Below are 13,410 nucleotides of genomic sequence, written 5' to 3'. Positions count from 1 at the left end.
TCGTTCGAACCTGTACTCAATGTGGCAGGTTGTCCACTTCACGGCCAACCGGCCGGCGGTGATTTCCGCCGCGCCGACACCCCCGGGTACTGATGAGGGCCGCCGGGGGGTACACGACCAGACCCCCCGGTCGCACAGGCCACCTGGGGGTTTCATGTCCAGCATCACCCGTCGCCGGGCCCTCGGCGTCGCCGCCGGCGCGGCAGGCGCCGCCGCCGGCCTCGCCGCGGCCGGCTCCGCCACCGCCGCCGCTCCCCGGGCCACCGCGCCCGAGGCCGAACCGGCCCCGGCCTCCTTCGACGAGGTCTACCAGGGCCGCCGCATCAAGGGCGGACCGTCGCACGGCGGCGACCACCACGGGGGACACCACGGAGGCGGCTACTCCGTGACGATCGACGGCCGGGAACTGCACGTCATGCGGAACGCCGACGGCACCTGGATCAGCGTGATCAACCACTACGAGCCCGTCGCCACGCCCAGGGCGCTGGCCCGCGCGGCCGTCCGGGAACTCCAGGGCGCCCCGCTCGTACCCCTCACCCTCGCCTGATCCGAACCCGGAGCCGCACCACCATGACCGTACGCAAGAACCAGGCCACCCTCAGCGCCGACGAGAAGCGGCGCTTCGTCAACGCCCTCCTGGAGCTCAAGCGCTCCGGGCGGTACGACACCTTCGTCACCACGCACAACGCCTTCATCATGAGCGACACCGACAACGGCGACCGCGTCGGCCACCGGTCTCCCTCGTTCCTGCCCTGGCACCGGCGCTTCCTCATCCAGTTCGAGGAGGCCCTGCGGTCCGTCGATCCGGCCGTCACCCTCCCGTACTGGGACTGGACGGCCGACCGCACCTCCCGCTCCTCGCTCTGGGCGCCCGACTTCCTCGGCGGCACCGGGCGGGCCCGCGACGGCCAGGTGACGGACGGGCCGTTCGCCCGCGGCGGCAACCGCTGGACGATCAACGTCAGGGTCGACGGCCGCGACTACCTCCGGCGCGACCTCGGCGCGGGCGGCCGCCAGCTGCCCACCCGCGCCGAGGTGGAATCCGCCCTCGCCATGGAGACCTACGACACGGCCCCCTGGAACAGCGCCTCGGACGGCTTCCGCAACCACCTGGAGGGGTGGCGCGGGGTGAACCTCCACAACCGCGTCCACGTCTGGGTCGGCGGGCAGATGGGCACCGGAGCCTCGCCCAACGACCCCGTGTTCTGGCTGCACCACGCGTTCGTCGACAAGCTGTGGGCCGACTGGCAGGCCCGCCACCCCCGGTCGACGTACCTGCCGGCCGCCGGCACCGCGAACGTCGTCGACCTCGGCGACACCATGCGCCCGTGGAACGACGTGACCCCGGCCGACATGCTGGACCACACCCGCCACTACACCTTCGACACGGCGGCCTGATCCCGTAGGGAACGTCCTGCAGGGGTTCAGCGTCGCCCGTCGAACCCCAGCGCCCGGGCCAGATACGGTGCGGTGCGGCTGCCCGCCGCCCGCGCCACCTGGTCCGGGGGACCCGCCGCCACCACCCGGCCGCCCTCGTCGCCACCACCCGGCCCGAGGTCGACGACCCAGTCGGCGGTGGCGACGACGTCCATGTCGTGCTCGACGACGATCACCGAATGGCCGGCGTCCACCAGGCCGTGCAGCTGGCGCATCAGGACCTCGACGTCGGCCGGGTGCAGCCCGGTCGTCGGCTCGTCGAGGACGTACAGGGTGGGGGAGCGGTGCGGCCGCTGGAGCTCGGAGGCGAGCTTGATGCGCTGGGCCTCGCCGCCGGACAGTTCGGTGGCTGGCTGACCGAGCCGCAGGTAGCCGAGTCCGACGTCGAGGAGCGTCCGCAGGCTCCGCGCGGCCGCCGGGGTGTCCTCGAAGAACACGGCGGCGGACTCGACGGTCAGGTCCAGGACCTCGGCGATCGTCAGCCCGCGCAGCCGCACCCGGAGCGTCTCCGGGTTGTAGCGCGCGCCGTGGCAGTCCGGGCAGGGCGCGTACGTGCTCGGCAGGAAGAGGAGCTCGACCGAGACGAACCCCTCGCCCTGGCAGGTCTCGCAGCGTCCGCCCGCCACGTTGAAGGAGAACCGCCCCGCCTTGTAGCCGTGGGCCTTCGCCTCCTCCGTCTCCGTGAACAGCTTCCGCACGACGTCGAACAGGCCCGTGTACGTGGCCAGGTTCGAGCGCGGTGTCCGGCCGATCGGCCGCTGGTCCACCGTCACGAGCCGGCCCGCGCCGGAGACCCCTTCGGCCAGTGCGCCCACGAGGGTCGACTTCCCCGAGCCCGAGACGCCGGTCACGGCGGTGAGGACGCCCACCGGGAAGGCCGCGTCCACCGCCCGGAGGTTGTGACGGGTGACCGTACCGGTCCGCAGCCAGCCGGCGGGGGAGCGCACCGCCCGCGCGGGCGCGGGTGCCCGGTCGAACAGGAACCGCCGGGTCGCGGACGCCTCGACGTCCGCGAGGCCGCTCGGCGGACCGCTGTGCAGCACCCGTCCGCCGTGCACTCCGGCGCGCGGGCCGACGTCCACCAGCCAGTCCGCGTGCCGTACGACGTCGAGGTGGTGTTCGACGACGAACACCGAGTTGCCGGCGGCCTTGAGCCGGTCGAGGACGACGAGCAGCGCCTCCGTGTCGGCGGGGTGCAGACCGGCGGACGGCTCGTCGAGGACGTACACCACGCCGAAGAGGCCGGAGCGGAGCTGGGTCGCGAGCCGAAGCCGCTGGAGCTCGCCGCTGGAGAGCGTGGGGGTGGCGCGGTCCAGGCTGAGGTAGCCGAGGCCGAGTTCGGTGACGGTGGCGATCCGGGCCACCAGGTCGTCCGTGAGCACCCGCGCGGTCTCCCCGTTGTCCGGCGTGGCGGCCGCCGTCCCCGCGGAGGCTTCCGTCGTCCTCGAGAGCAGCTCGGACAGGGCCGTCAGCGGCAGTGAGGCGAGCTCGGCGATGGTCCGGCCCCCGAAGGTGACCGCCAGTGCCTCCGGCCGCAGCCGTCCGCCGCCGCACACCGGGCAGGGCGCGCTCGTGAGGAAACGCTCGGCCTTCGCGCGCAGGGTCGGGCTCTTCGAGTCGGAGAAGGTCCGCATGACGTAGCGGCGGGCGCTCATGTACGTGCCCTGGTAGGGGCGTTGGATCCGGTCCGCCTCCCGCACCGGATGGACGGTGACGACCGGTTGCTCGTCCGTGAACAGGATCCACTCCCGGTCCTTCGCGTCGAGCTCCCGCCACGGCCGGTCGACGTCGTGGCCGAGGGTGTCGAGGACGTCCCGCAGGTTCTTCCCCTGCCACGCACCGGGCCAGGCGGCGATCGCGCCCTCGCGGATCGACAGGTCCGGATCCGGCACGAGGAGCTCCTCGGTCGTGTCGTGGATCAGGCCGAGGCCGTGACACGAAGGGCACGCGCCCGCCGCCGTGTTGGGGGAGAACGCGTCGGAGTCGAGCCGCTCCGCGCCCTCCGGGTAGCGCCCGGCCCGCGAGAACAGCATCCGCAGGGAGTTCGAGAGCGTGGTCACCGTACCGACGGAGGAGCGGGCGTTCGGCGAGGACCGGCGCTGCTCCAGGGAGACCGCCGGCGGCAGTCCCGTGATCTCGCCGACCGCCGGCGCCCCCACCTGGTGGATCAGCCGCCGCGCGTAGGGCGCCACCGACTCGAAGTAGCGGCGCTGGGCCTCGGCGTAGATCGTCCCGAAGGCCAGCGACGACTTCCCGGAGCCGGAGACCCCGGTGAACACGACGAGCGCGTCGCGCGGGATGTCGACGTCGACCCCGTCGAGGTTGTGCTCGCGGGCGCCACGGACGCGGACGTACGGATCGTGGGGGGTGTCTCGCATGGGGTGACTTTATCGAATGGTCCGTTTTCGCCCTGGTGCCTCCCCAGGGCCCGGACGACCTCGGCGGACGCCGGCGGACCCGCTCCGGTGGCGTCAGGCGGGCCGCGGCGTCAGGCCGGCGGCCCGGGCGAGCCGACGGTACGACTCGCTCAGCGCCGCCCGGTCGTACGTGCTCGTGGTGACCAGCAGCTCCTGCGCCCCGGTCTCCTTCACCGCCCGCTCCAGCGCTCCGGCCACCTGTTCCTCCGTGCCGTGCACATGCCCGTCGAGCCCCGCCTCGTAGAAGCCGCGCTGCTTCTCCGTCATCCGCAGGCCCTCGATCCGATCGGGCGGGGCGAGTGGCGGGAACTCGCCGTGGGTCCGCGAGTACGCGAGCGACCAGGCCTCCGGAACCAGCAGCCGCCGTGCCTCAGCCTCGGTGCCGGCCACCGCGACCGTCCCGGCGACGACCACGTACGGCTCCTCCGCCCAGGAGGACGGGCGGAAGGCGGCGCGGTACGCGTCGACGGACTTCAGCAGCCGGTCCCGGCCGCGCAGGTCGCCGATGACCAAGGGCAGCCCGGCCGCCGCGGCGATCCCGGCACCCTCCCCGGTCGCGAGCACGAAGGGCGGCACCCGCAGTCCCTCGGCGGGCCGGGCGTGCACCCGCGGGTGCGCCGTCTGCTCGCCGGTGAACCAGCCGAGGAGCTCGGTGAGCTGCTCCCCGAACCTGTCGGCCTCGTCCTTCTCCCGGCCGAGGGCGCGGCGGACGCCGTCCGTGAACCCCACCGAGCGGCCGATCCCCATGTCGATCCGGCCGGGGAAGAGGGACTCCAGCACTCCGACCTGCTCGGCCACGACCAGCGGCCGGTGGTTCGGGAGCATCACCCCTCCCGTCCCGACCCGGATGGTGGAGGTCGCGGCGGCGACGGCGGCGGCGAGCACCGTGGGCGCCGATCCGGCGACACCGGGCACTCCGTGGTGCTCCGACACCCAGAAGCGGTGGTAGCCGAGGGCCTCCACCTCCCGGGCGAGGGCCACGGTCGCGCGCAGCGCCTGAGGGGCGTCCTCGCCGTCCCGGGTCCGGGAGCGGTCGAGGACGGAGAAGCGGATGCCGTCGAGGAAGGTGCTCACACAGGCTTCAACAAGCGGGGGCGGGAGGGATTCCCCGCGGCCCGGTGGGCGGCCGGCCGCGTCGGCGGCGCAGTGTGCCTGACGCATCATCAAATGATGCTGCATCAGTTATTGACGGCTCATCAGTTCGGTCGCAGAATGCGGGTCACCCGACGGAGGGATCGCCCGTGCCTCGACCGTTGCGCGTCATCGCCGCCGCGTTCGCGTTGCTCCTTGTCACCGCCTGCAACTCCGCCTCCAGCGGCGGAAGCACGCCTTCGTCCGTACGCGGAGTCACCGCCGACGCGATCAAGGTCGGCGGCATCGTCTCCATGACGACCGCCAGCGGCTACTCCAAGAAGGACACCGACCTGGGCGCCCGGGCCCGCTACGACCGGGCCAACGCCGAGGGCGGCGTCAACGGGCGGAAGATCCAGTACCTGGGGGCCGAGGACGACGGCCAGGACCCGGCCAGGAACCTGGCCGCGGCCCGCAAGCTCGTCCAGCAGGACGAGGTCTTCGCCGTCTCGCCCATGAGCTCGGTCACCTTCGCCGGCGCCGACTTCCTCGACGGTCAGAAGGTCCCGACGGTGGGCTGGGGCACCCTCCCCTCGTTCTGCGGACCGGCGCACATCTACGGCTTCAACGGCTGCCTCGTCCCGACACCCGGCGGCACGCTCAACCAGACCTGGCCCGAGAGCCTCGCGGCCGTCCTCGGCGGCGCGCGCGGAAAGTCGGTCGCGCTGATCGCCGGCGACAACGACGCCGGCAAGTTCGGCATCCGTACCTTCACCCGGGGCTTCAAGGCGGCCGGCTTCCAGGTCGCGTACGCCAAGGCCGTGGTCCCGGCGACCTCGATGCCCAGCGACTGGTCCGCGTACACCAAGGAGATCCTCCGATCCGGCCCCGGCGGCGGCGCGCCCGACGCCGTGGTCTCCGTGATGCAGACGCCGTACAACATCGGCCTGTTCACCGCACTCAAACGGTCCGGCTACAAGGGGCTCATCACCGACCCGACGGACTACGACCCGGGGCTGCTCGCGAAGGACGCGACGAAGCAGGCTTTGGACGGAGTGCACGTGCTGCTGCAGTTCCAGCCCTTCGAGTCGGACAGCCCCGCGATGCGGCAGTTCAAGGACGACATCAAGAAGGCCGCCGGCAAGGACGTGCCTCTCAACATGCACATGATGACGGGGTACATGAGCGCCGACCTCTTCCTCTCGATCGCCCGGAAGGCGGGCAAGGACCTCACCGTGGAGTCCTTCCAGAACGCCGCGGCCGGATTCTCCGACAGCGGCACGCTCGTGGGCGACCGCGCCGAACCCAAGGGGAAGAAGGAGAGCTTCGGCTGCGGGGCGCTCGTCCGGCTGAAGAACGGGCGGTACGAGGTGGCGGTGCCCTTCAAGTGCTACCCGCCCATCCCGTTCGGCTGAGGGGCGCGTCACGTGGGTGACCTGCTGGGCTTCGTCCTGAGCGGACTGGTCTCCGGCGCTTTGTACGCGCTGCTCGCGACCGGCCTCGTGCTGTCGTACTCCGCCTCCGGGGTGTTCAACTTCGCGCACGGCTCCACCGCCTACCTGTGCGCGCTGGCGTACTACGAGCTCCACTCCGGCTTCGGCTGGCCGGCCGTCCCCACCGCGCTGCTCCTGGTGTGCGTGGTGGCGCCCGGCCTCGGCGGTGTCCTGGACCGGCTGATGTTCAGGAAACTGGCCGGGGTCGGCCAGACGGCGCAGATCGTGGCCACGATCGGTCTGCTGGTCGCGCTGCCCGCGGCCGGGCGGTGGACGGTCGAACTCCTGGAGCGGGCAGGCGCCCCCGTCCTGCCCGCCGAGAACCAGTTCGGGCTGCCCGGCGTCGGGCCGAGCCCAGCCGTGTCCTGGCAGCCGATCGACGGTGTGGGCGTCGACTCCGACCAGCTGATCACCTGGATCACCACGGCCGTCGCGGCGGCCGGACTGTGGGCCCTGATGCGGCACACCCACCTCGGACTGCGACTGCGGGCGGCGGTCGACGACCGCACCCTGACCGAGCTGCGGGGCATCAGCGCGGACCGGCTGTCCTCCATGGCGTGGATGCTGTCGTCCGGTCTCGCGGGCCTCGCCGGTGTCCTCGCCACCCCGCTCCTCGGCCTCTCCGCGCACGACTACACGCTGTTCCTGTTCGTCTCGGCCACCGCGGCGGTCCTCGGGCGCTTCGTGTCGGTGCCCCTCGCCTTCGCGGGCGGCCTCGGGCTCGGCGTGCTCCAGAACCTGGTTGCGGGGTACGCGTCCTTCACGGACGACATCACCGGCTTCCGCACGGCCGTGCCGTTCCTCGTCCTCTTCGCCGGGCTCGTCGTCCTGGTCCGGCGGCAGCGTGCGGCGGGCACGGCGGCCGCGGACCCGCCACCGGTCGACTACCTCGCCGGAAAGGGGTGGGGCCGCCGCTGGGGCGGGTGGGTCGTCGCCGGCGCCCTGCTCGGCACGGCGTTCTACACCGTCACCACGCCCTTCTGGAGCGGGATCCTGGCCCAAGGCCTCGCGATCGGGCTCGTGTTCATGTCGTTCACGGTCGTCACCGGCCTCGGCGCGATGGTGTCCCTGGCCCAGGCGACGTTCGTGACCGGCGCCGCTCTGGTCGCGGGGCTGCTGATGAGTCACGGCTGGCCCTTCGTCGCCGCGGCGGCGGCCGGCACCGCCGCGGCAGCCCTGCTCGGCGCGGTCGTCGCACTGCCCGCCCTGCGGCTCGGCGGCAGATCACTGGCCCTGGCCACGCTCGCGCTCGCCTTCCTGGCGGACCAGGTGCTCTTCCAGCTCGGCCGGCTCCGCAACGGCGACACCGGCTGGGAGATACCCCGGCCGGTGGCCGGCCCCGTGGACCTGGCCGACGACCGGGCGATGGGGCTCGCCCTCGTACTGCTCAGCGCGGTGCTCGTCGCGCTGCTGACCCGGTTGCGCGGCTCCCGCTGGGGCCGGGCCATGCTCGCGGTCCGCTCGGCCCCGGAGGCCGCCGCGGCGTCCGGGGTGTCGGTGGTGCGGACCAAACTCCTGCTGTTCACCGTGTCCGCGGGCCTCGCGGGCCTCGGAGGAGTGCTCTACGCCTCGTACAACACCCGCATCACGGCCACGGACTTCACCGCGATGACCGGCCTGGTGTGGCTGGCGGTCGTGGTCGCCGCGGGAGTGCGCAGGCCGCAGTTCGCGGTGGTGGCGGGGCTCGTCTTCGCCGTGGTCCCGCACCTGATGACGACGTACGTGACGGAGTCCGCGCACCTTCCGGTGATCCTCTTCGGCCTGGCGGGGCTCGCGCTGGCGAACGACCCGGACGGGTACTGCGCCGCGCTGCCGTCCAGGCGAGCGGCCCGGCGCGCCGCGACACGGGCCGGTGACCGCTCGTCCGCGCCACCCCGCGCGCGGACGGCCGACGCGTACGCCACCGGCGCCGGGAACACCGCCCCGGGAACGGACGGCGGCCCCGGCGAGACGCCGAGCGCGCTCCGGCTGAGCGGCGTACGCGCCGGGTACGGCGGCGCGCCCGTGCTGCACGGGGTGGACCTCGCGGTGCGCCCGGGAGAGGTGCTGGTACTGCTCGGACCCAACGGGGCCGGGAAGTCCACCCTCTGCCGGGTGGCGGCGGGCCTGCTGCGGCCCGCCGACGGAGTCGTACGGGTCCGGGGCGAGGACGCCACCCGCGACACGGCCGTCGCCCGGGCGCGTCGCGGGGTACGGCTCGCTCCCGAAGGGCGGGGTGTCTTCCCCGGGCTCTCGATCGAGGCGAACCTGGCCCTGCAGCTGACGGAGGCCGAGGACCGCGACGCCGTGTACGCGCGGTTCCCCGGGCTCGCCGCCCGCCGCACCGTCGTCGCCGGGTCCCTCTCCGGGGGCGAGCAGCAACTCCTCGCCCTCGCCCCGCTCCTCCAGCGACCACCGGCCGTCCTCGTCGCCGACGAGCCGTCCCTCGGCCTCGCGCCCCGCGTCGTGGACGAGGTCTTCCAGCTCCTGACCGAACTCCGCGACCACGGCACCGCGCTCCTCCTCGTCGAGGAGAAGGCCGCCGACGCGCTCGGCGCCGCCGACACCGTCGCGTACCTCGCACAGGGCGAGATCGCCTGGTCAGGGCCGCGATCCGAAGTGGACAGGGACCGGCTCGCCGAGGCGTACCTGGGGACGGGAGTCCGCCGATGAACCAGCCTCTGCTCCACGCGAGCGGGATCGACGTCCGCTTCGGCGGCGTCCACGCCCTGCGCGGCGTGACCGTCTCCGTGCGCCCCGGCGAGGTCTGCGGCCTCATAGGCCCGAACGGCGCGGGCAAGACGACACTCTTCGACGTGCTGTCGGGCATGCGGCGACCGGACGCCGGCGCCATCGCGTACGACGGCACGGACATCACCCGCCGCCCGCCGTCCTGGCGAGCCCGGCACGGCATCCGCCGCACCTTCCAACGCCAGCAGCTCTTCGGCCAGTTGACCGTCACGGACAACCTCGTCGTCGCACAGGACTGGCGCGGCGGCGTACGCCCCTCCGCGGGCCGTCACCGGCAGCGGGCCGCCGCCGTGCTCCACGACTGCGGACTCGACGCGCTCGCCGACTCGTACGCGGGCGGCCTGCCCGTCGGCCAGGCCCGCATGGTCGAGCTGGCCCGCGCCCTCGCCGACCCGCCCCGCGTCCTCCTCCTGGACGAACCCGCCTCCGGCACCACCCCAGAAGAGCGCCGGCGACTCGCCTCCCTCATCCGCCGCACGGCCACCGACGACGACTGCGCCGTGCTCCTCGTCGAGCACAACGTGGCCTTCGTGATGGACCTCTGCTCCCGCGTCGTCGTACTCGACCTCGGACACGTCCTCGCCGAAGGCACGCCTGCCGAGATCCACGCGAACCCCGCCGTGCGCGAGGCCTACCTCGGCACCGGGACCCAAGGGCCGGAACACGATCACGACCCCGCTCACTGAGGCGGCGGGCCGCGGCCGGCGAATGGCCGAATGTGTGAGCACGACGCCACTTGACGGGCCCGGTCGCCGTCCGAGGCGCCTCCGTCCGGGCGGATGCGTCGGACCGGGACGTACGGGGCGGGGCACCGCCACTCACCTCGGCTCGCGTCCCGGCGCACGGATCGGCGGACACGGGTCCCGCGGCGCGTCGGCGATCTCCGGACGCGACCGAACACCTGAATGAAAAATGACCGGTTCTGGCAGGTCTCGGACGGACATCCTCCGGTGGATTCTGTATTTCCGCGCATTCCCTGCGATTCGTAGGAGGAACCGCATGCCCGTCATGTCCGCCAGCCGTACCGACGAGATCGTCACCGCCTGGCTCCGGGGGGCCGAGACGGCCTTCGGCGCCGACAACCCGGCCGGCCCGCTCTACGTGGGCGGAGCGGCCGGAGAGGCCGCGCTGACCGACGCCACCGAGGCGCTGCTCACCGGGTGCAGCAGCTGTACCGGCTCGTGGCACAGCTACTGCTGCTGACGAACCGCCGTACGGCACCACACGCAACACCCGGGGGACCCCTGAAGGGTCCCCCGGCCCGCGACGCCGACCCGACGCCGACCCGACCCGGTCCGCGCGGCCGGGATCCGGGCGCCCGCGACCGGACGCGTCCGGCCGGAGCGGCTCGCGGGGACGCGCCACCGGCCCGGGCCGGATCACGTGCACCCGTCGTCAGGAGAGGACCCAGCATGGTGGAACCGGTGGCAGCGGCCCGCTCGGCCGACGGAACACCACCCGAGGGATGGTTCGCGGCCCCGGTGGACGCCTTCGTCGCCCCCCTGTACGCCGAGCTGGGGGACCGGATCCCGGAGATCGCCGGGCTGTCCGCAGACGAGCGGGCGGTACTACGCAAGGCGACGCGCGAGGCCCTCGGCCGTACGCTGCAACTCCGGCTCAACCGGGTGCTCCTGCTGGAACTGCGGGCCGCCGCCCTCGCCGGCGAACTGCCCGGTGCGGACTCGGCCGCCCGCTGGGGCGCCTTCATCCGGCACGCCTCCGCCCCGGACTTCGCCGAGACCCTGCACCGCCGGTACCCGGCGCTGCGTGAACGGGTCTTCGCCTCCGGGCGCCTCCTCGTCGAAGGCGCGCTGGAACTCGGAACCCGGCTCGCCGCCGACAGGGAGGCCGTCGTCGGCCTGCTCGGCGACGATCCGGGCCCCCTGCGCGCCCTGGAGCTCGCGCGCGGGGACACCCACCACGGAGGGCGGGCGGTGGCCCGGGTGCTCTTCGAGACGGGCAGCGTCATGTACAAGCCGCGGCCGGCGGAAGTGGACGCCGCGCTGCGCTCCTTCGTCGCCGCCGTCCCCGGCGCCGAGGACCTGGGCGTGCCGAGGGTGGTGCTCCGGGACGGCTACGGATGGGCCGAGCACCTCGGCCACCACTACTGCCGGGACGAGGCGGAACTCGCCCGCTTCTACCGCGCCCTGGGCGGATGGCTGGCGGTGATGCGACTCCTCGGCGGGACCGACCTGCACGCCGAGAACCTCGTGGCCCACGGCCCGGTGCCCGCCGTGGTCGACGCCGAGGCCCTCTTCACGCCCGACGTCGAGGTCCCGCCCAGCGGGCGCGGCGACGCCGTCGACCAGGCGGCCCGGACGATCCGCAACACCGTACTGCGCACCGGCATCCTGCCGCTGCGCACCGACGGCTACGCCCTCGCCGGCGTGGACCTGTCGGCCGCGGGCGGGCTGCCCGGCCAGCAGCCGAGGATCCGTGTCCCGGTCATCGCGGACGGGGGGCTGGACACCGCCCGCATGGAGGTCGGCGTGGTGGACCTGCCGCCGGCCGGCAACCACCCCAGCCCCGAGCCGGTCCTGATCCGCCACTGGGACCAGGTGCTGACCGGTTTCGACACGCTCACCGGGACGCTCGCCGAACTCGACGCGAGCGGTGAACTCGGCACGCTGATCAAGGTGTTCGACGGATGTGCCGTCCGCAGGATCCGCCGGCCCACGCAGGCGTACACGGACATCGGCCGGATGCTCTGGCACCCGGCCTCGCTGCATGACCCGGAAGCCGGCCTGGCGCGGGCACGGGACATCCTCCACCGCAACGCCCTCGCCGCTCCGGGCGCGCCCCGCGAACCCGCGGTGATCGACGGGGAGATCGCGGACCTGCTCGTCGGTGACGTCCCCGTGTTCGTCGAGCGGGTGGACGAACAGCGGTCGGCCGCCTTCCTGACCGGATGGCGGCAGGCGGACCTCACCCGCGAGCGCGACACCATCCGCAGCGCGCTGGTCGGTGCCTATCTGAACGAACGGCAGCTCCCCGACCGGGTGCGGACGCCCGCCAGGTCACCGAGCACCGATGACCTGGACCGGCGCCGTCGCGCCCTGGCGGCCGCGGCCGTGGAGACGATCCGCGCGGCGGCCGTACGCGGCACCGACGCCACCGCGACGTGGATCAGTCCGGTGCTCACGGAGTACGGCTGGGCCGTCCGCCCGCTCGGCGCGGACCTCTACACCGGCCAGGGCGGCGTCGCCCTCGCCCTCGCCGAGTACGTACGGGAGCAGCGGGCGGGCCGGGCCGACCCGGTGGACGGCGTCGAGACCGTGCTGGCCGGCGCCCTGGAGGTGCTGGCAGCCACCGAGGACACCACACCGACCCGCCAGCTCGGCGGGTTCACCGGGATCGCCTCGCAGGTGTGGACCTGGGCAGCCCTCCACCGAGTCCTCGGGACGTCCGAAGCGCTCGACCGCGCCCGCGCCAGGGCCGCGCTGCTGACCCCGGAGCTCATCGCCGAGGACCGGGTGCTCGACGTGCTCGGCGGCGTGGCGGGCGTGATCGTCCCCCTGCTCGACCTCGCCGAACTCACCGGCAGGGAAAGGTGGTCGGACGTCGCCGCCGAAGCCGGGCGGCGACTGGAGGCGACCGCGGTCGTCGACGACCGCGGAGCACGCTGGTCCACGGTGATGTTCCCCGAGGGCATCGGCGGATTCGCCCATGGCTCCACCGGCGCCGGCTGGGCGCTCACCAGGCTCGCCCTCTCCACCGCCGGCAGCCCGACCGAACGGCGCCGGTGGTACGAACTCGGCTCCCTGGCCCACGACTTCGAGGAGTCGCTGTACTCGCCCGGCGAACGGGCCTGGGCCGACGCGCGGGGCGGGGGAGAGGTCGACCATCCCACCGCGTGGTGTCACGGCAGCACCGGCATAGGCCTGGCCGCCGTCGACCTCCACGAGCGCACCGGCGACCCGCGCCACCTGGACACCGCGCTCCGCTCGGGCCCGGCCGGCCTGCGCGAGGGCTTCGGCTGGAGCCACACCCTCTGCCACGGCGACCTCGGACTCTGGGAGATCCTCCACCGCCTGCGCGGCCTGAACGGCTACGAGGGGCCGTCCGCAGCCCAGGCGGACGCGGAGCTGCTCACCGGCATCGAGCAGCGCGGCCCCGTCGGCGGCCTCGCCAAGGAGGCCTTCGCCCCGGGACTGCTCCCGGGGCTGTCCGGAGTCGTCCACCAGCTCCTGCGGATGCATCCGGACGCCAGGCTGAGCTCACCGCTCCTCCTGGCCCTCCCCCCGGCATAGGAGAGGGCACGC

Annotated in this window: 9 protein-coding genes; 7 read left to right on the top strand and 2 right to left on the bottom strand. The window is 73.7% G+C overall.

Annotated elements, in window-relative coordinates:
- Positions 1–154: 154 nt before the first annotated feature.
- Together melC1 and melC2 are read left to right on the top strand one after the other, a co-directional pair.
- Positions 155–547 (top strand): apotyrosinase chaperone MelC1, encoded by a 393-nt coding sequence (gene melC1, locus OO54_RS24530; RefSeq protein WP_033206614.1) that lies wholly within the window; start codon positions 155–157, stop codon positions 545–547.
- A gap of 23 nt (positions 548–570) precedes the next feature.
- Positions 571–1,398 carry a tyrosinase MelC2 gene (melC2, locus tag OO54_RS24525; protein WP_033206612.1) on the top strand — a complete coding sequence of 276 codons (828 nt, stop codon included), beginning with the start codon at positions 571–573 and terminating at the stop codon, positions 1,396–1,398.
- Between the two features lie 26 nt (positions 1,399–1,424).
- On the opposite strand, the gene OO54_RS24520 is transcribed toward melC2, so the two are convergent.
- Together OO54_RS24520 and OO54_RS24515 are read right to left on the bottom strand one after the other, a co-directional pair.
- Positions 1,425–3,815 (bottom strand): ATP-binding cassette domain-containing protein, encoded by a 2,391-nt coding sequence (locus tag OO54_RS24520; RefSeq protein ID WP_033206610.1) that lies wholly within the window; start codon positions 3,813–3,815, stop codon positions 1,425–1,427.
- 93 nt (positions 3,816–3,908) lie between these two features.
- Positions 3,909–4,928, bottom strand: coding sequence for an MsnO8 family LLM class oxidoreductase (locus OO54_RS24515; protein ID WP_033206609.1), 1,020 nt, complete (start codon positions 4,926–4,928; stop codon positions 3,909–3,911).
- Between the two features lie 167 nt (positions 4,929–5,095).
- Between OO54_RS24515 and OO54_RS24510 the strand changes: the two genes are divergently transcribed.
- From OO54_RS24510 to OO54_RS24490, 5 genes are all read left to right on the top strand, one after another.
- Positions 5,096–6,340 carry an ABC transporter substrate-binding protein gene (locus OO54_RS24510; RefSeq protein ID WP_033206606.1) on the top strand — a complete coding sequence of 415 codons (1,245 nt, stop codon included), beginning with the start codon at positions 5,096–5,098 and terminating at the stop codon, positions 6,338–6,340.
- Positions 6,341–6,352: 12 nt separating this feature from the next.
- Positions 6,353–9,070, top strand: coding sequence for an ABC transporter permease subunit (locus OO54_RS24505; protein WP_033206604.1), 2,718 nt, complete (start codon positions 6,353–6,355; stop codon positions 9,068–9,070).
- Positions 9,067–9,834 carry an ABC transporter ATP-binding protein gene (locus OO54_RS24500; RefSeq protein ID WP_033206601.1) on the top strand — a complete coding sequence of 256 codons (768 nt, stop codon included), beginning with the start codon at positions 9,067–9,069 and terminating at the stop codon, positions 9,832–9,834. The genes OO54_RS24505 and OO54_RS24500 overlap by 4 nt, the downstream gene beginning before the upstream one ends.
- Positions 9,835–10,147: 313 nt before the next feature.
- A complete protein-coding gene (locus OO54_RS24495; RefSeq protein WP_033206598.1) occupies positions 10,148–10,351 on the top strand; it encodes a DUF6229 family protein in 204 nt (67 codons plus the stop codon).
- Between the two features lie 209 nt (positions 10,352–10,560).
- The gene (locus OO54_RS24490; protein WP_051787151.1) at positions 10,561–13,398 is read left to right on the top strand and encodes a type 2 lanthipeptide synthetase LanM family protein; all 2,838 of its coding nucleotides are present in this window, start codon (positions 10,561–10,563) and stop codon (positions 13,396–13,398) included.
- Positions 13,399–13,410: the final 12 nt, after the last annotated feature.

It is taken from the genome of Streptomyces wedmorensis (assembly GCF_000716445.1).
GTDB classification, from domain to species: Bacteria; Actinomycetota; Actinomycetes; order Streptomycetales; family Streptomycetaceae; genus Streptomyces; species Streptomyces wedmorensis.
This window is presented reverse-complemented; position numbering and strand designations above follow the sequence as displayed.